At 73.5% G+C, this 19,277-nt stretch carries 15 protein-coding genes; 3 read left to right on the top strand and 12 right to left on the bottom strand.

The genetic code is table 11. The features are described 5' to 3' along the window. Positions 1-35: 35 nt before the first annotated feature. The gene (locus IE269_RS34070; protein ID WP_229898426.1) at positions 36-1,649 is read left to right on the top strand and encodes a PDR/VanB family oxidoreductase; all 1,614 of its coding nucleotides are present in this window, start codon (positions 36-38) and stop codon (positions 1,647-1,649) included. A 74-nt stretch (positions 1,650-1,723) separates the two neighbouring features. Here IE269_RS34070 and IE269_RS34065 read toward each other — a convergent pair whose 3' ends face one another. Genes IE269_RS34065 through IE269_RS34035 form a run of 7 tightly spaced genes read right to left on the bottom strand, consistent with a single transcriptional unit; the run spans position 1,724 to position 11,067 of the window. Next, on the bottom strand, positions 1,724-2,986 hold the full coding sequence (locus IE269_RS34065) for an SWIM zinc finger family protein (protein WP_189827125.1): 1,263 nt from the start codon (positions 2,984-2,986) through the stop codon (positions 1,724-1,726). Continuing rightward, complete coding sequence (locus tag IE269_RS34060; protein WP_189827124.1) at positions 2,983-5,928, bottom strand: DEAD/DEAH box helicase; 2,946 nt, start codon at positions 5,926-5,928, stop codon at positions 2,983-2,985. The genes IE269_RS34065 and IE269_RS34060 overlap by 4 nt, the downstream gene beginning before the upstream one ends. Positions 5,929-5,957: 29 nt before the next feature. Continuing rightward, entirely contained in the window at positions 5,958-7,070 is a 1,113-nt protein-coding gene (locus IE269_RS34055; protein WP_318299680.1) for an alpha/beta fold hydrolase, read from the bottom strand. Between the two features lie 25 nt (positions 7,071-7,095). Then, positions 7,096-7,923 carry an ABC transporter permease gene (locus IE269_RS34050; protein ID WP_189827123.1) on the bottom strand — a complete coding sequence of 276 codons (828 nt, stop codon included), beginning with the start codon at positions 7,921-7,923 and terminating at the stop codon, positions 7,096-7,098. After that, positions 7,920-8,918, bottom strand: coding sequence for an ATP-binding cassette domain-containing protein (locus IE269_RS34045; protein ID WP_189827122.1), 999 nt, complete (start codon positions 8,916-8,918; stop codon positions 7,920-7,922). Before IE269_RS34045 ends, IE269_RS34050 begins: the two co-directional genes overlap by 4 nt. Positions 8,919-8,969: 51 nt before the next feature. After that, on the bottom strand, positions 8,970-10,007 hold the full coding sequence (locus IE269_RS34040) for an alpha-ketoacid dehydrogenase subunit beta (protein WP_189827121.1): 1,038 nt from the start codon (positions 10,005-10,007) through the stop codon (positions 8,970-8,972). A 13-nt stretch (positions 10,008-10,020) separates the two neighbouring features. Further along, complete coding sequence (locus IE269_RS34035) at positions 10,021-11,067, bottom strand: thiamine pyrophosphate-dependent dehydrogenase E1 component subunit alpha (RefSeq protein ID WP_229898427.1); 1,047 nt, start codon at positions 11,065-11,067, stop codon at positions 10,021-10,023. A gap of 189 nt (positions 11,068-11,256) precedes the next feature. On the opposite strand from IE269_RS34035, the gene IE269_RS34030 reads away from it, so the two are divergent. After that, complete coding sequence (locus IE269_RS34030) at positions 11,257-12,348, top strand: cytochrome P450 family protein (RefSeq protein WP_189827120.1); 1,092 nt, start codon at positions 11,257-11,259, stop codon at positions 12,346-12,348. Between the two features lie 107 nt (positions 12,349-12,455). Here IE269_RS34030 and IE269_RS34025 read toward each other — a convergent pair whose 3' ends face one another. The 3 genes from IE269_RS34025 to IE269_RS34015 all read right to left on the bottom strand — a co-directional run bounded on the left by IE269_RS34025 (position 12,456) and on the right by IE269_RS34015 (position 15,274). Next, on the bottom strand, positions 12,456-12,746 hold the full coding sequence (locus IE269_RS34025; RefSeq protein WP_189827119.1) for an antibiotic biosynthesis monooxygenase family protein: 291 nt from the start codon (positions 12,744-12,746) through the stop codon (positions 12,456-12,458). 23 nt (positions 12,747-12,769) lie between these two features. Beyond that, complete coding sequence (locus IE269_RS34020; RefSeq protein WP_189827118.1) at positions 12,770-13,726, bottom strand: DMT family transporter; 957 nt, start codon at positions 13,724-13,726, stop codon at positions 12,770-12,772. Between the two features lie 72 nt (positions 13,727-13,798). Further along, positions 13,799-15,274 carry an MFS transporter gene (locus IE269_RS34015; protein ID WP_189827117.1) on the bottom strand — a complete coding sequence of 492 codons (1,476 nt, stop codon included), beginning with the start codon at positions 15,272-15,274 and terminating at the stop codon, positions 13,799-13,801. A gap of 187 nt (positions 15,275-15,461) precedes the next feature. On the opposite strand from IE269_RS34015, the gene IE269_RS34010 reads away from it, so the two are divergent. Further along, entirely contained in the window at positions 15,462-16,232 is a 771-nt protein-coding gene (locus IE269_RS34010) for an SDR family NAD(P)-dependent oxidoreductase (protein WP_189827116.1), read from the top strand. A gap of 40 nt (positions 16,233-16,272) precedes the next feature. Here IE269_RS34010 and IE269_RS34005 read toward each other — a convergent pair whose 3' ends face one another. Together IE269_RS34005 and IE269_RS34000 are read right to left on the bottom strand one after the other, a co-directional pair. Further along, positions 16,273-17,565 carry an activator-dependent family glycosyltransferase gene (locus tag IE269_RS34005; RefSeq protein WP_189827115.1) on the bottom strand — a complete coding sequence of 431 codons (1,293 nt, stop codon included), beginning with the start codon at positions 17,563-17,565 and terminating at the stop codon, positions 16,273-16,275. Then, on the bottom strand, positions 17,562-19,220 hold the full coding sequence (locus IE269_RS34000; protein ID WP_189827114.1) for an FAD-binding oxidoreductase: 1,659 nt from the start codon (positions 19,218-19,220) through the stop codon (positions 17,562-17,564). Before IE269_RS34000 ends, IE269_RS34005 begins: the two co-directional genes overlap by 4 nt. Between the last annotated feature and the right edge of the window lie 57 nt (positions 19,221-19,277).

Here is a 19,277-nt window from a genome sequence, read left to right as displayed (position 1 = left end):
ATGAACCAAATGAACCAGATGAAAGCGAGGCCGCCTTGGCCACCCTGATCCGGCAACCGTCCTCCTCGGCCCCCGACGTCCCGCAGGAGGTGTCGCAGGGCCAGGGTCCGCCGGACGCTCCCCCGGCACGGCCGGCGCGCAAGCCGTTCCGGCTCGGCGGCAGGGGGCGCAAGGTGACGCTCGCCGTGCACATCCTGTCGTCGGTCGGCTGGGTGGGCCTGTCCATGTCGATGGCCACGCTCGCGCTCATCGGGTACCTCACCTCGGACCCCGGGGTGGCCGAGGGCGCGTACTACGCCATGTACGTCTTCGACGAGAGCACCGTCTCCCTGGTCAGCCTGGTCTGCGGGGCCAGTGGCGTGCTGCTGGGGTGCGGCACGCCGTGGGGTCTGATGCGGCACTGGTGGGTGCTGGTGAAGTGGGTGCTGACCCTGGGCGTCGCGGCGTTCGCCTGGGTGTACACCCATCCGCTGGTGCTGACGGCCGCCGAGAAGGCCGCCGCGGCCGAGGGCGGCGTCTACCGGCCGGGCACGGAGGGCACGCTGCTCGCCTGGACCGTGCCGCCGGTGTTCGCCGTGCTGGTCTTCACGGGCGTGCTCTCGGTGTACAAGCCGTGGGGGCGCACCCGTCGCGGTCGCCGGTACGCGCAGACCCGGGCGGCCGGGCCCGTCCCGGCCTCCGGTTCCGGTGCGGGCGGGGTCAAGGCCACGGACGTGGCGGTGCGGGTCGCGGCCGTCGAGAGGCCGGCCGACGGTGTGGTGGCCCTGCGGCTGGTGCCCGTCTCGGGGGCCGCCACCGCGCCGTGGCGGCCGGGTGCGCACATCGACCTGGTGCTGCCGTCGGGGAAGGTGCGGCAGTACTCGCTGTACGGCGATCCGGCGGACGGTTCGGCGTACCGGGTGGCGGTGCTGCGGGAAGCGGCGGGCAGGGGCGGTTCGGCCGAGGTCCACGGCCTGTCGGTGCAGGACCGGCTCGCGGTGCGCGGTCCGCGCAACCACTTCCCGCTGGCCGACGCCCCCGCGTTCCTGTTCGTCGCGGGCGGCATCGGGATCGTCCCGTTCCTGCCGATGATCGAGGAGGCCGAACGCCGGGGCGCGGACTGGCGGTTGGTGTACGTGGGCCGCAGCCGTTCGTCGATGGCGTTCCTGGAGCAGGTGGAGCGGTACGGGGCCGAGCGCGTCCGGACGTACGCACGGGACGTGACGGGCCGCCCCGACCTGGCCGCGCATCTGTCGGCGGCCCCGGCGGGCACGGCGGTGTACTGCTGCGGCCCCGGTGGGCTGATGCGGGCCGTCGAGGAGCTGATGGAGAGCGCTTGCCCTGCGGGGAAGCTGCATCTGGAGCGGTTCGAGGCCGACGCGGACGGTGCCGGGGGCGAGAAGCTGCCCTTCGAGGTCGAACTCGCGGGCAGCGGTGCGGTGGTGCGGGTGGCGGCCGACCGGTCGGCGCTGGAAGCGCTGCGGGAGGAGGCGCCCGGTCTCGCGGCGTCCTGCGAGGACGGGCTGTGCGGCAGTTGTGAGCTGCGGGTGCTGCACGGGACGCCCGAGCACCGCGATCATGTGCTTCCGCCGGACGAGCGCGGGCGTACGGACGTGATGTACCCGTGTGTCTCGCGGGCCCGGGGCGAGCGGCTCGTGGTGGATCTGTAGTTGTAGCTGTTGCGGCCCGGGACGGATTTCGAGTCCGTCCCGGGCCGCTTCGCGTCCTGTGCGTTCAGGAGCTCTCAGCCGTCGAGGAGGTCGGCGAGGGCGTCGGCCGGGTCCTCGTGCGGTGCGGCGGCCGGCCACCAGCGGCCGTCCGTCTGCCGGTAGGGGTACCAGCGGCCGTCGCGGCCGTAGCGGAGCTGGAGCCCGCGGCCGGCCAGCGTCCAGTGGTTGTCGTGCACGTCGAGCTCGGGCAGCTCGTCCTGCTCCCAGCCCGCGGTCAGGGCGTGGCGGGCGCGGGCGGTGTCCTGCCGGGACGGCGTCCAGGCCTCTTCCAGTACGTCGAGTCCGGTGCTGCCGCCCAACCGCCAGGCCTCGGCGGCCCGTTCGAACTTCTGCGGGTTGCCGCAGGCCTCCCGCAGCCGGGCCAGGAGCCGGGGGTCGGGGCGGGTCGCGGCGATCCGTACGCAGTCCCGCCACAGGTCCAGCGGCGCGGGCGGTTCGGGGGTGAGTCCGTGTGTGTACGCGAGCAGTTCGCGGGCGCGCAGGGCGGCGCCGTTGATGAGCCGCTCCAGCGGGTCGGTGCCGATCTGCGCGGAGGACGCGCTGGCGATCACGGGGGGTGCGGGCAGTGGCGGCAGCGCGGGCAGTGCTCCGGGGGTGCGCCCGAAGAGTTCCTCGGCGGGGATGCCGTCGGGGAGCGGCGCGGCGACGGGCTTCGTCTCCGGCTTCGTACTGCTGCTGCCCAGGCCGCCCGCGATGGCGGCCATCAGGACGACGGACCGCAGTTCTTCCTGGGCCTCCTGCTCGCTGCGGCCGCGCAGCAGGAGCAGCAGGAAGGGGTCCTCGTCCAGCAGCCAGGACGCCTGGTAGCTGAGTGCGGCCGCGTGCGTGCAGACGTACTCGAAGGAGTCGCAGTCGCAGTCCGACTCCAGGTCGCCGTAGCCGGGCAGCAGGCTGACCCGGGCGTCCTCGGCGGCCTCCATCAGGTCGGGCGGCAGTTCGCCGGCGAGCAGGCCGTCGGCGACTTCCGGCAGTGCGGCGGTCTTCTCCCAGAGCGATTCCCAGGCGGCGTCGTCGAGTTCGTGCAGGGTGAGCACCGTACGGAACGGGTTGCCGTCCTCGTATCCGGTGGTGGACAGCTCTCCGGGGCTGACGGTGATCGGTCCGAGCTGGCCGGTGCGCGCGTAGGAGCGGCCCCTCTTCAGGGCGTCCTCGTCGAGGGAGGTGTCCTCCAGGGCGTCCGCCCAGGCCTTGCCCCACCAGGACTGGCCGCGCACCCGGCCGCCACGGCGTGCGGCGAAGGCCGGAAAGCCCCGTGCTTCCCTGTCGTTGCCGCTCATCCCTCGCTCCTCAGCTCGACCAGGTTGGCCAGCTCGTCGTTGGTCAGTTCCGTCAGTGACTGCTCGCCGGAGCCCAGGACCGCGTCCGCGAGGCCCTTCTTGGCTTCGAGGAGGGCGGCGATACGGTCCTCGACCGTACCCTCGGAGATCATCCGGTGGACCTGGACGGTGCGGGTCTGGCCGATGCGGTAGGCGCGGTCGGTGGCCTGGGCCTCCACGGCGGGGTTCCACCAGCGGTCGTAGTGCACGACGTGGTCGGCGCGGGTGAGGTTGAGGCCGGTGCCCGCCGCCTTCAACGACAGCAGGAACACGGGGACTTCACCGTCCTGGAAGCGGCGCACCATCTCCTCGCGACGCGGCACCGGGGTGCCGCCGTGCAGCAGCAGCGTGGGCACGCCGCGTTCGCGCAGATGCGCCTCCAGGAGTCGCGCCATGGTGACGTACTGGGTGAACACCAGGGCTGCGCCGTCCTCGGCGGTGATGGTGTCGAGCAGTTCGTCGAGCAGCTCCAGCTTCCCGGAGCGGCCGGACAGCCTGGTGTCCTCGGTCTCCTTGAGGAAGTGGGCGGGGTGGTTGCAGATCTGCTTGAGGCCCGTGAGGAGCTTGAGGACCAGGCCGCTGCGGGCGATGCCCTCGGTGGACTGGATCTGCGCCATGGTGTCGCGGACGTGCTTCTCGTACAGGGTGCGCTGTTCGGCGGTGAGGGCGACCGGGCGGTCCGTCTCGGTCTTGGGCGGGAGTTCGGGGGCGACGCCCGGGTCGGACTTCTTGCGGCGCAGCAGGAAGGGCCGGACCAGTTCGGCGAGGCGCTGGGCTGTGGGGCCGTACTCCCCCTCCTCCCCCGGCGGTGGTCCGAATTCGGCGCGCTCGGCGCGTTCGGCCTCGATGGCGGCGACCCAGCGGGTACGGAAGTGGCCGTGGCCGCCGAGGAGGCCGGGGGTGGTCCAGTCGAGGACGGCCCACAGTTCGGAGAGGTTGTTCTCGACGGGGGTGCCGGTGAGGGCGATCCGGGCGTCGGAGGGGATGAGCCGCAGTGCCTTGGCGGTGCTGGAGTGCGGGTTCTTGACGTGCTGGGCCTCGTCGGCGACGACCGCGCTCCAGCGGTGTGCGCCGAGGTGTTCCGCGTCGAGGCGCATGGTGCCGTACGTGGTCAGGACGAAGCCCGCATCGGCGCCGTCCAGGGTGCGCCCGGGGCCGTGGTAGCGGCGGACGGGGGTGCCGGGGGCGAACTTGTGGACCTCGCGCTGCCAGTTGCCGAGGAGGGAGGCCGGGCACACGACGAGGGTCGGGCCTGCGGTGTCCGGGTGTTCCTGGCGCAGCAGATGCAGGGAGATGAGCTGGACGGTCTTGCCCAGGCCCATGTCGTCGGCGAGGCAGCCGCCGAGGCCGAGCGAGGTCATGCGGTCCAGCCAGCGCAGCCCGCGCAGCTGGTAGTCGCGCAGGGTCGCGTTCAGCGCGGCGGGCGGCTCGACGGCCTCGCCGCCGGAGTCGGGGTCGGCCAGGCGGTGGCGCAGGGCAAGCAGCCAGGGGCTGGGGGCGACGCGGACCGGGGTGCCGTTGATCTCGGTGTGTCCGGTGAGGGCGGCGGCGAGCGCCTCGATGGCGGTGAGCGGCTTGAGGTCGCGTTCGCGCAGCTTGCGGGCGGTGTCGGTGCCGATCAGGACCCAGTCGCCGCGCATCCGCACCAACGCCTGGTCGTTGTCGGCCAGTTCGGCGTTCTCCTGCTCGGTCAGGGTCTGGCCGTCCAGGTCGAACTGCCAGCGCAGGCCGACCGTGCCGTCACCCCCGAAGAAGGAGCGCAGGTCGGTGGGCGGGGTGCGGTCGCCGCCGACGACGGCCCGGGGCACGAGGGAGCGGGTGGTGTCGGTGGGCCAGAGCACCTCGAAGCCCTGGGCGGCGAGCCGGTCGGCGACGCTGCCGAGCAGGTCGCGGACCTCGTGGTCGGCGAGGTCGAGGGCGGAGGGCACCGGCAGCAGGCGGGAGAGCGGTGGCCAGATCTCGGCGGCCCTGCGGACGGCCGCGACGGTGTTGTCCTGGGCGCGCCGTCCGAATCCGGCGGCCTCGACCGAGGCGAACAGTTCGTCGGCATCGGCGCTGCGGGTGGGGTCGTCGGGGCTGGAGACCTGGGGCACCAGGCGCAGCGTGGGCGGCTCGCCGTCGCCCGCGGGCACCAGGTCGACGCGCAGGGCGAGCCGGATGCCGGAGGCGAGCCCTTGGGAGATCTCCTCGGCCCAGGCGCGCAGTTGGGGTACGTACTGCGGTTCCACGGCGGCGAACGCCGGCCGGCCGACTGCGGCGGGGGCGGCGGCGGTGCGCGGCAGGGTGTCGGCGACCGCGTCGACGAAGGCGCGGATCAGGTCGGCGGTGTCGGGCAGCAGCAGGGGGCCGCCCTCGGGCACCGGCAGCGGGGCGGCGAGCGCCTCGGCCGGTGCGGCGGCGGCGAGTTCGCGCAGGTGCTGGACGTCGTCTGCGGTGAGCGGGCCGGCCCGCCAGGTGTCGTGGTTGGTGGCGGAGACACCGGCGAGGAGGCGGCTGCGGGCGGCGAGGTGCAGGCCTGCGGCGGCCACGGCGCCCCAGAAGGCGGCGGAGGGGGTGGGGGTGGGGTCGGCGGGGTCGCCCTCCGCCGCCCGGGTGTGCAGTCGGCGGGCGAGGGTGAGGGCGGGCAGCGCCTCTGCCACGGTCAGCCGCAGGACCGGGAGACGGCGCACGGTGAGGGTGCCGCCGTTGTCGACGACCAGGTCGGCCTCGCCGCGCTCACCGAGGTCCGGGGCGGGGTCGGGCAGGCCGACGGAGCCTGTGGCGGACAGATCGCCAGGACCGGTGGCGGTCAGGCCGTCGCGGCTGTGGAAGGCCAGCCGGCCGGTGCGTGCGGGGTCGCCCGGTTCGTAGACCACCGCGCACTGCGCCAGCAGGACTGCCTGCTCACGCGACATCCACACCATCAGTTGCGCCTCCTGATCCGGCTTTCCGGTCAACTCCCGCCGTCAACGCGGCGCTTGGTCCAGTCCTGTGCGTAGGCGTACCACACGGGAGCCGTGCGGTGCACATTCAGGCTGTGCCCGGTGGCCGGAACCGTGAGGGCCTCCAGCTTCGCCCGGGGCCCGTACAGCGGGTCGGCGGCGGCCTTGAGGGCGGCCGTGCTGGAGCAGTCGGCGCCCTGGCCGCCGCAGATGAGTTTGTCCTCCTGGCCGACGACGACGAGCACGGGGACGCGGATGTCGCGGTTGAGGGCGACGTCGCCGTAGGCGGGGTCGGCGGGGTAGACGCCGGGTTCGGTGGTGAGTTCGTCGTGCAGCAGCACCCGGGGTTCGGTGGTCTTCCGGTGGTAGAACCAGTCGGCCTTGCCGCCGGTGCGCAGGGCCAGATAGCCGTCGTCGAGGCGGCGGCCGGCCAGCAGCGGGTGCTGTCTGGCGGGCATGTACAGGCCGAACATCTCCTCGAACGAGGCGAGGTTGGGCGGGGCGCCCTCCCCGGTGAGGATCAGGCCGTCGACGGCGTCGGGGTGCTTGGCCGCGACCATGCGGGCCACCGTCGCGCCGAAGGAGTGGCCGACCAGGACGACCTTGCGGTAGCCGCGCTCGCGCAGGGTGCGGATGAGCTGGAGGGTGACCAGTTCGTGGGTGGTGTCGGTGTAGCGGGAGCTGTGCGGGGCGGAGCTGGTGCCGCTGCCCAGCCGGTCGAAGGCGAGCGCGGCGTGTCCGGCGGCGGTGGCGGCCTCCATGTAGGAGGGGCCGCCGGTGCGGCCGCGTACGGTCCAGTAGCTGCGGTCGTACGTGCCGCCGTGGACCAGCAGTTGGACGGTGGAGGTCCGGTTGCCGCGCGGGGTGCAGAGCGTGCCGGAGATCCGCTGGTCGGCGCGGGCTCCCTCGGTGACGGCCACCCGGGAGGTGAAGGGGGTGCAGGCCGCCTTGCCCGGCTTGTGGGCGGTCGCGGTGGTCGCGGGGCCGACGAGCAGGGGCAGCACGAGTGCCGCCGCGGCGGCTGCCGCCAGGGCTCGGGGGCGCAGGGCCATCGGGTTCTCCTCGGGGGTCGGTGCGGGGGTTCGGGGGTGGTCGTGCGCGGGAGCGGCCTGTGCGACGTACAAGAACCGGCGGTTCAGGGCCTGTTGCTCAGCGCGTGAGGTGGCGGTAGCGGTTCACGGCCAGGGGGAAGAAGACCGCGATCAGGGCGAGGGGCCACAGCACGGCCATCACGGTCGCGTGCTGCGCGATCCAGGAGTCGCCGCCCCAGCCGGGGTTCTGGAACAGCTCGCGGGTGGCGGCGACGGTGGAGGACAGCGGGTTCCACTCGGCGAGGGCGCCCAGCCAGCCCGGCATCGTGGCCGGTGCGACGAAGGCGCTGGTCAGGAAGCCGACCGGGAATTCGAGGGTCTGCACCATGGTGATGCCCTCGGGGCCCTTCATCAGGAGGCCGAGGTAGATGCCGACCCAGGTCAGGGCGAAGCGCAGGAGAAGGAGCAGGCCGACGGCGGACAGGGTCGCCGCGGTGGTGCCGTGCGCCTCCCAGCCCATCAGGAGGCCCACGCCGAACAGCACGGCGAGACCGAGCACCGAGTGGAGCATGTCGGTGACGCAACGCCCGACGAGGACGGCGGAGGGGGCCATCGGCATGGTGCGGAAGCGGGAGGTGACGCCGCGGTTCTTGTCGGCGGCGACGGCGGCCACCGATTCGCCCATCCCGAAGACCATGGTCATCACGAACATGCCCGGGATGAGGAATTCGCGGTAGTCGCCTCCGCCGGGCACCTGCATGGCGCCGCCGAAGAAGTAGCCGAACATCAGGACCATCATCACCGGGAAGAGCAGACCGCTGATGACGGTGCCGGGTTCGCGCCGCAGGTGCAGCAGCCCGCGCAGGGTGACGGTCCAGCCGTCGGCGAGCGCCCAGCGCAGCCGCGACAGCGGGCCTGCGGGCAGTTCGGGGAGGAGGATGCTCATACGAGGACGCCCTTCGGCTTCGTGTTCGGTCCGTCCTGCTGTGCGGTGGCCCGGTCGGTGCCGGTGAGGTGGAGGAACACCTCGTCGAGGGTGGGCCTGCGCAGGGAGATGTCCTCGGCGGTGACTCCGGCGAGGTCCAGGGCGCGTACGACGTCGGCGAGGGCGGTGGCGCGGTCGCGGACCTGGACGCCGACCTGCCGGGTGTCCGCGTCGACGACGGGCTCGCTCGCGCCGGTGCGGGCCACGGCCGCCGCGGCCCGCGCCAGTTCGTCGGCGTGCCGGACCACGATGTCGATACGGTCGCCGCCGATCCGGGACTTGAGCTGCTCCGGGGTGCCCTCGGCGACGACCTTGCCGGTGTCGATCACCGAGATGCTGTCGGCGAGTTGGTCGGCCTCCTCCAGGTACTGCGTGGTGAGCAGCACGGTGGTGCCGCCGCCGACCAGGTCGCGGACCGCTGCCCAGACCTCGTTGCGGCTGCGCGGGTCGAGGCCGGTGGTCGGCTCGTCGAGGAAGAGGACCGGCGGGGCCAGCACCATGCTGGCCGCCAGGTCCAGGCGGCGGCGCATGCCTCCGGAGTAGGCCTTGACCGGTTTGCCGCCGGTGTCGGCGAGGCGGAAGTGCTCCAGCAGTTCGTCGGCGCGGCGGCGGGCGGCGGCGGGGCGCAGGTGGTGGAGGCGTCCGAACATCACCAGGTTCTCGCGGCCGCTGAGGACTTCGTCGACGGCCGCGTGCTGGCCGACGAGTCCGATGCGGTGGCGGACCTGGGCCGACTGCCGGACGACGTCGAAGCCGGCCACCTCGGCCCGCCCCGTGTCCGGGGCCAGCAGGGTGGAGAGGATGCCGACGGTGGTGGTCTTGCCCGCACCGTTGGGCCCCAGCAGCCCGCACACCGTGCCCTGCGGGACGACGAGGTCGAGCCCGTCGAGGACCTTGGCGGTGCCGTAGCTCTTGCGGAGCCCTTCGGCGACCACGGCCGACCTGCTCGATTCCACGTCTCGTGCCTTTCGCTCGCTCGGGTGGGTGTGGGGGGGGCGGGGTACGGATCAGTACGGTCCGCTGAATCCGGCGTCCACCCCGGTCAGTACGGGCACGGTGATCCCGTCGGAGCCCACCAGGTCGAGGCAGGCCTCGGCGATCTTCGCGGCGCTGGGGTGGAAGGCCTCCTCCAGCGGCCAGGACACCGGGGCGGGGCAGTCGGGGGGCGTGATCCGGCGGACCGGGGCGCGCAGTTCGCCGGGGATGCGTTCGGCGATCACCGCGGCGACCTCGGCCGAGAAGCCGTAGCGTGCCCAGCTCGTGTCGGCGACGACGACGCGGCCGGTGCGGGCGACGGACTCGCAGATGAGGTCCTCGTCCAGCGGCCGGATGCTGCGTACGTCCACCACCTCGACGCTGACGCCCTGCCGGGCGAGGAGGTCGGCGGCGCGTTCGGCCTCGTGGACCATCAGCGAGGCGGCGACCACGGTCACGTCGGTGCCGTGGCGGGCCAGCCGGCCCACTCCGAAGGGCACCGGGGTGAGTTCCTCGGGCACCTCGCCCTCGATCGGGTAGAGCGAGCGGTTCTCCATCAGCACCACCGGGGTGTCCGCCTGGAGGGCGGCGGCCAGCAGTCCCTTGGCGTCGGCCGGGGAGGCGGGCGCGGCGACGTACAGGCCGGGGAAGTGGCCGAACGTCGCGTGCAGGCTTTGGGAGTGGGTGGCGCCCTGCCCCCAGCCGCGGCCGACGACGCCGCGCATGACGACGGGCACGCCGCCCTTGTCGCCGTACATGTAGCGCCACTTGGACGCCAGGTTGATCATCGCGTCCATGGCCAGGAACATGAAGTCGGCCCGGGTGTGCACCACGAGGGGGCGCAGTCCCTGGTCGGCGGCGCCGATGCAGATGCCGGCCACGGCGTTCTCGCTGTTGGGGGTGTCGACGACCCGCCGGGCGCCGAAGCGTTCGAAGGCCGGGCGGGTGGTGCCGTAGGAGCCCTTGTGGTCGTCGACGTTCTGTCCGGCGACCAGGATGCTCGGGTCGGCCTCCATCGCCTGGACGGTGCCCTCGGCGATCGCCTGCCAGTAGGTGAGCGTGCGGCTCATGGTGCGCTCCTGCTCAGTTCGCGACGGCCGGGCGCCCGTAGGCCCCGTCGGTCAGTCGGTCCGCGGTGGGGTAGGGGGCGGCCTTGGCGGCGGCGACCGCGCGACGGGCCTCGTCGCGGAACTCCGCGTCCCAGCGGGCGACGAGTTCCTCGGCAGTGGGTTCCTGGGCGGTCGGCTCCTGGGCGTCCGGCGCCGATGCTTGCAGGGCCGCCGTGCCGCGGCGGACCGGGCAGCGCTCCAGCCACTGTTCGACCTCGGGCTCGGGGCGGTCGATGCCGGTGTCGAAGCCGGGGCCGACGTGTTCGCGCCAGCGGTAGGTGTCCAGTTCCAGGACGTACGGGCCGAGGCCCGCCCGGCAGTGGGCGGTGGCCCGCCGGGTGGCCTCGTGGACGAGGGCGACGTCGTTGCCGTCGAGGCGTTCGGCGGTGATCCCGTACGCCCGGGCCCGCTCGGTGATACCGGTGCCCGGGGAGTTCGCCGGCTGGCGGGCCGAGAGCGGGGAGGAGATCGAGTACGCGTTGTTCTCGCAGACGTAGATGACCGGAACACGGTGCACGGCGGCGAAGTTGAGGGACTCGTGGAAGACGCCCTCCTCGGAGGCCCCGTCGCCGAAGAAGGTGACGACGACCTGCGAGGAGCCCTGCTGGGCGAGGGCCCACGCGGCACCGGTGGCCACGGAGATCATCTCGCCGAGGATGGCGGCCGATCCGGCGAAGCCGACGGACCGGTCGGTGAGGTGCACCGACCCGCCGCGCCCGTTCGAACAGCCCGTCTCCTTGCCGTACAGCTCGGCGACCATGCCGGTGAGGTCCCCGCCCTTGGCGAGGTACGCGGCGTGGCTGCGGTGCCCGGTGTAGACGAGGTCGTTCTCCCGCAGGGCGGCGCAGACTCCGACGGCGGCGGCCTCCTGGCCCACGGAGAAGTGCACCGGGGTACGCATCTCCTGCTCGTCGCGGTAGAAGTCGGCCAGTTCCTCCTCGACGCAGCGGATGCGCACCATCTCCCTCAGCAGCGCTGCCGGATGCGCCACCGGGTCCTCGGTTGTGTTGGGAATCGGCACGACCGACGCCACCTCCAGGCTCGACTCAACGACCGAGTGGTGATCGTCGCCGGGTTCGGTCGAGCACTTCTGGAGCCGGGGCGGAGCGGCGGGCGGCCCCTGCGCTCGACCGATCCTCCGCCGGGGCCGCCTAGCCTGCGCCGTGCCCGCGGCGCGCACGTGCCCGCGAGGGAAGAGGGGAGCTCGACGATGGTCGTGGCGGAGAAGGAGCTGGGCCGCCGGCTCCAGCTCGTCCAGGGAATCCACTGGTTGCGCGGGGCGCAGGGCGACCGGTACGCCGCGCTGCTGCGCGGGTACGACGCGGCGGGGCCGCAGGAGCACTACGCCGCGCTCCGGGAGGCCGGGCCGCTGTGGCGCAGCAGTCTGGGCACCTGGGTGGGTGCCCGGTACGGCGTCGCCGCCGAACTGCTGGCCCTGCCGGCGGCGGCCGGTGCCGCCTCGCCCGCGGTGGCCTGGGACGCGGGGCTGCCCGCCCCGGATCCGGCGGGGCGGCCCGACGCGGACCGGGTGCGGGAGCTGGCGCAGCAGGCGTGCGTACGGCTGTGGGAGGGGCCGGGCGGGGAGGCGGATCTCGTCGCCGACGTCGCCGCCCGTGTTCCCGCCGAGGTGCTGGCGGACCTGCACGGTCTCACGGGTGCGGACCGGGAGCGGCTGACCGGGGCGCTGACGGCGGCCTCCGGTGCGCTCGACGCGGCGCTGGCCCCGCCCGCCTACCCGGACGCCGTGCGGTTGTCGGCCGCCGTGGCCGAGCTGCGCGAGGTGCTGGGCGAGGGGGCCGTGCGGGAGGCGGTGGTGCAGGTGCGTGCAGCCCGGGAGTTGCTCGCCGGGGCGCTGGGCGCGCTGGTCGCCGCTCCGCAGGAGTGGGCGCTGCTCGTGGAGCGGGGTCGTGGGCGCGCGGCGCAGGTGGTGGCGGAGACGCTGCGGCACGATGCGCCGGTGAAGGTGCAGGTGTTCACGGCGGCCGCCGAGGCCGAGGTGGCCGGGCAGAGGATCGCGGCCGGGGACGAGGTGGCCGTGGTCGTCGGTGCGGCCAACCGCGACCCGCAGGCGTTCGAGGAGGCCGACGTCTTCGCTCCCGGCCGGGTCCTGCCGGACGGGGTGCGGGCGCTGGTCCCCGCACCGTACGGAAGTGCACTGGACCCGTTCGGGACGGCCGTCGCGGAGACGGTGCTGACCGCTCTCGCGGCGGCGCGCCCGGGGCTGCGGGCGGCCGGCCCTGCGGTGCGTTCCCGGCGGACCCCGGTGACGGGCGGGCTGCTGAGGCTTCCCGTACGGCTCTGACTTCCCGTACGGCTCTGAGGGGTCGCCCGTACGTGACACGACGCCCGGCCGGGAGCTGCCCGGCCGGGCGTCGTGCGTACGGGTCCCGCTCCACGATCCACGAGCGCTCAGGCGGACCGCTCGTACAGCGGGACGTAGAGGTTCGGATCGCTGGTGCTGAGCGCCCTCAGCGCGGCGCGGTGGGCGGTGAACTCGGGCCGGTCCAGGGCCGTACGGAAGGATTCCTCGTCCTGCCATTCGGCGACGTTGACGTACGCGCCGGGGTCCTGGAGGTGTCGCATCAGGCGGTGGCGTACGAAGCCGGGCTGGGCGGCGAAGAACGCGGACGTCTCGTCGAAGGCCTGCTCGAACTCCTCGGCCGGTCCGGTGACGGTGAAGCGGTTGATGAAGGTGATCAAGGCGGGGTCCTCGTCTCGGCTGCTCAGCGGGTGGTGGGCGTCGGCTCGGCCAGGGGCCGGACCGCAGGGGTGTCGGCGGCGGTGGTGCGCTGCGGGAGCCGGGCGAGCACCACGCCGAGGGCGATGACGGCCATGCCGATCACCTCGCGCCCGGAGAGCCGGTAGTTCTCCAGCACGACCATGCCCAGGGTGAGCACCACGGGCACGACGTACAGCACGCTGGAGGCCTTGGCGGCGCCCTCGTCGCGGATCAGCCAGGCGAAGCACATGTACACCAGGCCGGTGTTGAGGACGCCGAGCACCAGGAGCGCGCCGACGATGGCGAGGGAGAACTGCGGGGCGCGGTCGAAGCCGCCGCCCGGCATGTTGATCGCGGCCCAGCCCACCCCGATGACGGCCTGTGAGGTGGCCAGGACCAGGGGGTGCATGTCCTGGCCCTCCTCGGCGACCGGCCGCATCAGCTTCTCCATCAGCAGCATGGACCAGCCGTAGGCGAGCGCGGCGACGGCGTTGACGGCCGCGGCCGCCGAGAGCCACTGGGCCCCGGCGTTCCAGGGCGCGTACAGCACGAGGACTCCGGCGAAGCCGACGAGCAGACCCGCAAGGAGGGTCACCGGGAGGCGTCCGGTGCGGCGGCGCGCCAGGTACAGCACGACCACGCACAGCGGGACGCTCGCGTTGAACACCGAGACCATGCCCGCGTCGGCGCCCAGGGCGTCGTCCACGAGCTCGACCAGCAGGACGGGCAGCGCGTTGGCCAGGAAGGCGATCAGCACCAACTGGCCCCAGACCGCGGGGCGGCGCGGCAGCCGGGTGCCGCTGAACATCAGCACCCCGAGCATGGCGACGGCGCCGACGAGGATCCGGAAGAAGCTGAACTGCGCCGAGTTCAGGCCCTGGAAGACGATTTTGATCCAGAAGTAGCTGATGCCCCACATCAGCCCGACGACGCTGAAACGCGCCAGGGAGCCAAACCGCACGACTGTTTCTCCTTTTCTGTCCCGAGTTTTCTGTCCCGAGTGGGCTGTCATCTGTCCCGAGTGGGCTGTCTGTTACGCGTGCGCGGCGGCACCGGAGGGCCGGACGAACAGGGCGATGACGAACGCGGCCGCGGCGAAGGCGGCTCCGGCCAGGAAGCTGGCCGACATGCTGTGCACGAACACCTGGCCGAGGGCCTCCTCGGGCGAGGTGCCGGCCGGCAGGGACTGCTGGGCGTCCTGTCCGGCCTGGGTGCCGACGGTCACCAGCAGGGCGAGGCCGAGCGAGGCGCCGAGGGTCTGCAGGGTGTTGTGCACGCTGGAGGCGGCGCCCGCCTCGTCCTCGTGCAGGCCGGAGGTGGCGAGGATGACGGAGGGTACGACGCACCACGCCATGCCGGTGCCGAACAGCAGCAGTGCCGGCAGGACCTCCGCGGCGTACCCGAAGTCCGGGGTCAGCCGGGACAGCCACACGTTGGAGGCGATCAGCAGCAGGGAGCCGGCGAGCAGCAGGGTGCGCGGCCCGAGCCGCCGTTCCAGCCAGACGGCCGCCGCGGACATGCTCATCATCGCGGCGGCGACCGGCGTCAGCGCCGCCGCCGAGAGCAGCGGGCTGTAGCCGGCGAACTGCTGGAGGAACTGGACGAGGAAGAAGCCGGTACCGATCAGGGAGCCCTGGACGGCGAAGGTGGCGGCGAACGCCCAGGTGCGGTTGCGGTCGGCGAACAGGCGCAGCACCACGATGGGCTGACGGGCCTTGCGTTCGATGCGCCAGAAGAGGAGCAACAGTGCCGCTCCCGCGACCAGCGGGCCGGCGACCGTGGGGTCCGTCCAGGGGTGTTCGGCGGCCCGGGTCAGCCCGAACACGAGCGCCACCGCGCCCAGGGTCGACACCAGGGCGCCCGCCAGGTCGAACCGGCCGCGGCTGGGGGCGGTCTCCTCGATCACCAGCGGTGCCAGCAGCAGGATCAGCAGGCCGAGGGGGACGTTCAGCAGCAGCATCCACTGCCAGGAGCCGAGCGAGGAGAAGGTGCCCGCCAGCAGCAGTCCGCCCGCGGTGCTGGCGGCCCCGACGGCCATGTAGAGGGCGATGGCCTTTTTGCGTGCGCCTTCGTCGCCGAACATGCTCAGTACGAGGGCCAGCGCGCTGGGCGCGGCGAGGGCGGAGCCGATGCCCTGGACGGCCCGTACGGCGATCAGGAACTCGCCCGTGGTGGCGGCGCCGCGCAGCGCCGCGGCCACGGTGAACAGGGCGACCCCGGCGAGGAAGACCCTGCGCCGGCCCAGCAGGTCGCCCATGCGTCCGCCGAGCAGCAGCAGTCCGCCGAAGGTCAGCAGGTAGGCGTTGACGACCCAGCCGAGGCCGACGGGGGTCAGGCCCAGTCCCTGGCTCATGCCGGGCAGGGCGATCTGCACCATCGACTCGTCGAGCAGCACCATGGCGTTGCACCCGGCGAGCAGGGCGAGTGCGGTGCCCGCGCGCACCGTGCTGCGCCCGGGTGCCGCCAACAGCGGCCGGGGCACCGGGACTTTCGACGTGTGCACGGACATGCCTGGCCTCCTGGAAGGGTTCGACGGCGGACCGCCACTGCGGCGGAGCGGGGATGGGGCGGGCGTCGGGGCTCGCGAGAGCCGGCCGCGCGTGGTGGAGGCACAGGCTCTGACGCCTTTCGGCCAGGACACCTTCGCAACGGGCGCTAGAGCGGCCTTCGAGTACGGGTGGCTAGCGTCCGTGGGCATGACACATATCACCGGCAGTGGTGCATCGCGGCGCACGGTCGTCGTCACCGGGGGCGGGACGGGCATCGGGCGGGCGACCGCGCGGGCCTTCGCCGCCGAGGGCGCCGAGGTCCTGATCGTGGGGCGCACCGGGCGCAGCCTGGCGGCGACGGCCGCCGGTCACCCCGGGATCCGGACCTTGACGGCGGACCTCACGGCGCCGGGCGCCGCAGAGCACATCGCGGCTGCGGCCATGGAGTCGTGGGGGCGCATCGACGTACTCGTACACAACGCGGCGGCCGTGCTGCCCGAGCCCGCCGGATCCCTGACCCGGGACGCGGCGTGGCGGCAGGTGGAGACGAACCTGCTGGCACCGCTGTTGCTGACGCGGGCGGCGCTGGGCGGGCTGGAGGCCGCGGGCGGCACGGTGGTGGGCGTGGGCACTGCGGCCACGCTGGGCCGGCGGGCGTTCCCGGGTCTGTCCCTGTACGGGGCGACCAAGGTGGCGCTGGACTTCCTGGTGCGCACCTGGGCGGTGGAGCTGGCGCCGCGCGGCATTCGTGCGGTGGGGGTGGCGCCGGGCGAGACGGACACGGGGATCGGTGAGCGCATGGGCTGGAGCGCCGAGGAGATCGCCCGTCATCAGGAGCAGGCGGCCGCCCGCACGCCCTCGGGCCGGGTGGGCAGGCCCGAGGACGTGGCGTGGTGGATCGTACGGATGGCGCGGCCCGAGGCGGGCTACGCCAGCGGCACCGTGGTGGCGGTGGACGGCGCGGCCTCGGTGGTCTGAGGGGCGCGGGCGGACGTCTGCGTGGCGAGGACGGCGACCGTCATCCGCCGACCGTCCGAGGTGCGCGCGCGGCGGCCGTCATCCGCTCCAGGACTGGCACCAGGTCGTTGGGCGTCGGCTCGGCGAGGATCTCGGCGCGCACCTTGGCGGCCGCCTCGGCGAACGAGGGCTCCTCCAGCAGCCGCAGGACCGCGGCGCGCAGGCCGTCGGCGGTCAGTTCGTGGGCGGGCAGGGACAGCCCGTACCCCAGTTCCTGGACCCGGCGGGCCTTGGCGACCGTGTCCCAGCCGTACGGGAGCAGGATCTGCGGCACGCCGTGGAGTTCGGCGGTGGAGCGGGTGCCGATGCCGCCGTGGTGGACGACGGCAGCGCAGGTGGGCAGCAGGTCGTTGAGCGGTACGAAGTCCACCAGGCGGACGTTGTCGGGGACCGCGCCCAGCTCCTCGCGGGACGCTCCGCCGAGTGTCGCGACGATCTCGGCGTCCACGTCGGCGAGCGCGTCGAGCGCCTCGCCGAAGGAGAACGCGGTGTCGAGTTCGCCGGAGACCCCCAGGGTCAGGCAGACCCGTCGCTTTTCGGCCGGGGCGCGCAGCCAGTCGGGCACCACGGAGGCGCCGTTGTGCGGGACGTAGCGCACACCGGTCGTGGGCAGGCCGAGGTCGTAGCGGGAGCTGGGCGGGGTGATGTCGACGGTCCACTGGCCGGTGACCATCTCCTCGGCGAAGCCGAGTCCGGGCGCGTACCGCTCCAGCACCCGGCCGAGCCATTCGGCGGTGGGGTCCTGGGCGGTTCCCGGCGGCAGTTCGGCGTTCAGCCGCAGGAACTCCTGCCGGGCCCGCACGGTGATGTCCATGCCGTGCAGCAGGCGGGCGTGCGCCGCTCCCACGGCGCGGGCGACGACCGCCCCGGCGAAGGTGTGCTGCTCCCAGACGACCAGGTCGGGCTCCCAGTGCCGGGCGTAGTCCACGAGGCCGTCGAGCATGGCGTCGTTGCTCACCGAGGCGTACAGGGCGGGCACCGCGAGGGATTCCAGGGCGAGCAGTGACTCGTGGGTCCACTGGGAGCGGTCCTCGCCGGTGAAGTCGAAGCCCTGGACGAGCCCGGACCCCTCCTCCAGGAGCTGGCCGAAGAGGTCGGGTGCCCAGGGGTCGTCCATGTACCAGGGGCCGTCGCCGACGGGTACGGCGGTCAGGCCGGCCGCGGTGATCTGGTCGGTGATCTCGGGGTGGCTGGCCACCCGTACCTCGTGTCCGGCGGTCCGCAGGGCGGAGGCCAGCGGGACCATCGAGAAGTAGTGGGTGTGGTGCGGGAAGGAGACGAACAGGACCTTCATCGGGCGCGCTCCGGTGTGACGGAGAGGGTGTGGCGGAAGACGTTGCGGGGGTCCCAGGCGGCCTTGACGCGCTGGAGGCGCGGGTAGGCGTCCTTGTAGTAGAGGCGCTGCCAGGGCACCCCGGAGGTGTTCCACCGGGGGTCGGCGGCGTCGATGTCGGAGTAGTTGATGTAGCAGCCGTCGGTGTCGCGGCCGGGCACCGGGACGCCTCCGGTCGTGGCGAACACGTCGCGGTAGAGCCGTCGCAGCCAGTCGACGGAGGCCTGGTCGGCGGCGGGGTCCTGCCAGGTGTTCATGTAGATCGCCTTGAGGACGGAGTCGCGGTGCGAGGTGGCGGTGGCGTCGCCGGGGACGGTGTTGATGCGGCCGCCGTAGGAGTGGAAGGTCACGTTGGACAGGTCGTGCCGGTTGCCGGTGCTGTTGAGGTACGTGTAGAGGACGTCGGCCTGGGCGTCGTTGTGACCGCGGCGCAGGTACGCCGACTTCAGCTTGTGGCGGCCGATGTCGCTGTCCTGGGCCCCGGCCAGGTACTCGGCGGCGGCGATCCAGGGCTGGCTGTTGATCGGGGAGAAGTACGGGGTCCCGCCGACCCCTTCGGCGACGTCGCGCAGGTAGGCGCGCAGCAGTTGTTCGGCGTCGGGCCGGGTGCCGTCCATGTAGGCGTAGCAGTTGATCGCCGGGCCCGGGTCGCCGCTCTCGGGGCGGCCGTAGAGGACGAGTCCGCTGTAGAGGCCGGTGTACGGGGTGTCTGCGCCGCTGTTGCGTTCGTGCCAGCGGCCGTGGTTGCGGACCACCCGGCGGAAGGAGGTCCGGTCCATGCCCTCGCGGGGGAAGCTCACCATGCCGCCGAGGATGGCGCGGGGCGGGCGGGGCAGCAGCCGGGTCGGGTCGGTGCAGTGGCGGGGGGCGTCGGGGGAACGGAACCAGTAGCGGGTGACGACGCCGAAGTTGCCGCCGCCTCCCCCGGTGTGCGCCCACCACAACTCGCGGCGCGGGTCGGTGCGTTCGCGGGTGGCGACCACCGCGCGGGCGCGGCCCGCCGCGTCGACGACGACGACCTCGACGGCGTACAGGTAGTCGGCGGCCAGGCCGTGGGCGCGGGAGAGCGCGCCGTAGCCGCCGCCGGCGATGTGGCCGCCCAGGGCGACGCTGGCGCTGGTGCCGCCGGGCAGGGTGACGCCCCAGCCCGCGTCGAGCTTCTTGTACACGTCCATCAGCTGGGCACCGGCCTCGATCATGAAGGCGCGGCGGTCGGCGTCGTAGCGGACGGCGTTCATCGCGCCGAGGTCCAGGACGAGCCGTACGGCCGGGTCGCCCGCGACGTTCTCGTAGCAGTGGGCGCCGCTGCGGACCGCGATGCGGCGGCCGGTCCGTACGGCGTCGCCGACGGCTCGTACCGCTTCCTGCGTGGTGGTGATGAGGCGGAAGGCGTCGGGGTGTGCGGTGAACCGCTTGTTGCTGCCGCGCGTCGACAGCGCCGCGTACCGGGGGTCCCCCGGGGTGACGACCGCGCCCCCGCCCCCGGGCGTGGGGTGGGGGGTGGGGGCGGGGGTGTTCCGGGCGTGGGCGGGGGCGACGCCCGCGGCGGCGAGCCCGACGGCTGCGCCCGCCGTGAGAGTGCCGGCGACGAAACTCCGGCGGCTGGGAACGGTCATCGTTCACCTTTCTCGGGTGGCTGTCGGTGGGGTGCGCCCCGCCCGCGTACTGCCGCC

This window comes from Streptomyces spiroverticillatus (assembly GCA_014650415.1).
GTDB classification, from domain to species: Bacteria; Actinomycetota; Actinomycetes; order Streptomycetales; family Streptomycetaceae; genus Streptomyces; species Streptomyces spiroverticillatus.
The sequence above is the reverse complement of the archived record's forward strand: the minus strand, read 5'-3'. Positions and strand labels throughout refer to the sequence as shown.

What these genes read in the sequence shown, in the direction of transcription:
- IE269_RS34060 (WP_189827124.1), bottom strand. Translation starts at nt 5,928, where the DNA reads ATGGTGTGGATGTCGCGTGAGCAGGCAGTCCTGCTGGCGCAGTGCGCG.
- IE269_RS34050 (WP_189827123.1), bottom strand. Translation starts at nt 7,923, where the DNA reads ATGAGCATCCTCCTCCCCGAACTGCCCGCAGGCCCGCTGTCGCGGCTG.
- IE269_RS34005 (WP_189827115.1), bottom strand. Translation starts at nt 17,565, where the DNA reads ATGAAGGTCCTGTTCGTCTCCTTCCCGCACCACACCCACTACTTCTCG.
- IE269_RS34000 (WP_189827114.1), bottom strand. Translation starts at nt 19,220, where the DNA reads ATGACCGTTCCCAGCCGCCGGAGTTTCGTCGCCGGCACTCTCACGGCG.
- IE269_RS34030 (WP_189827120.1), top strand. Translation starts at nt 11,257, where the DNA reads ATGGTCGTGGCGGAGAAGGAGCTGGGCCGCCGGCTCCAGCTCGTCCAG.
- IE269_RS34015 (WP_189827117.1), bottom strand. Translation starts at nt 15,274, where the DNA reads ATGTCCGTGCACACGTCGAAAGTCCCGGTGCCCCGGCCGCTGTTGGCG.
- IE269_RS34040 (WP_189827121.1), bottom strand. Translation starts at nt 10,007, where the DNA reads ATGAGCCGCACGCTCACCTACTGGCAGGCGATCGCCGAGGGCACCGTC.
- IE269_RS34065 (WP_189827125.1), bottom strand. Translation starts at nt 2,986, where the DNA reads ATGAGCGGCAACGACAGGGAAGCACGGGGCTTTCCGGCCTTCGCCGCA.
- IE269_RS34010 (WP_189827116.1), top strand. Translation starts at nt 15,462, where the DNA reads ATGACACATATCACCGGCAGTGGTGCATCGCGGCGCACGGTCGTCGTC.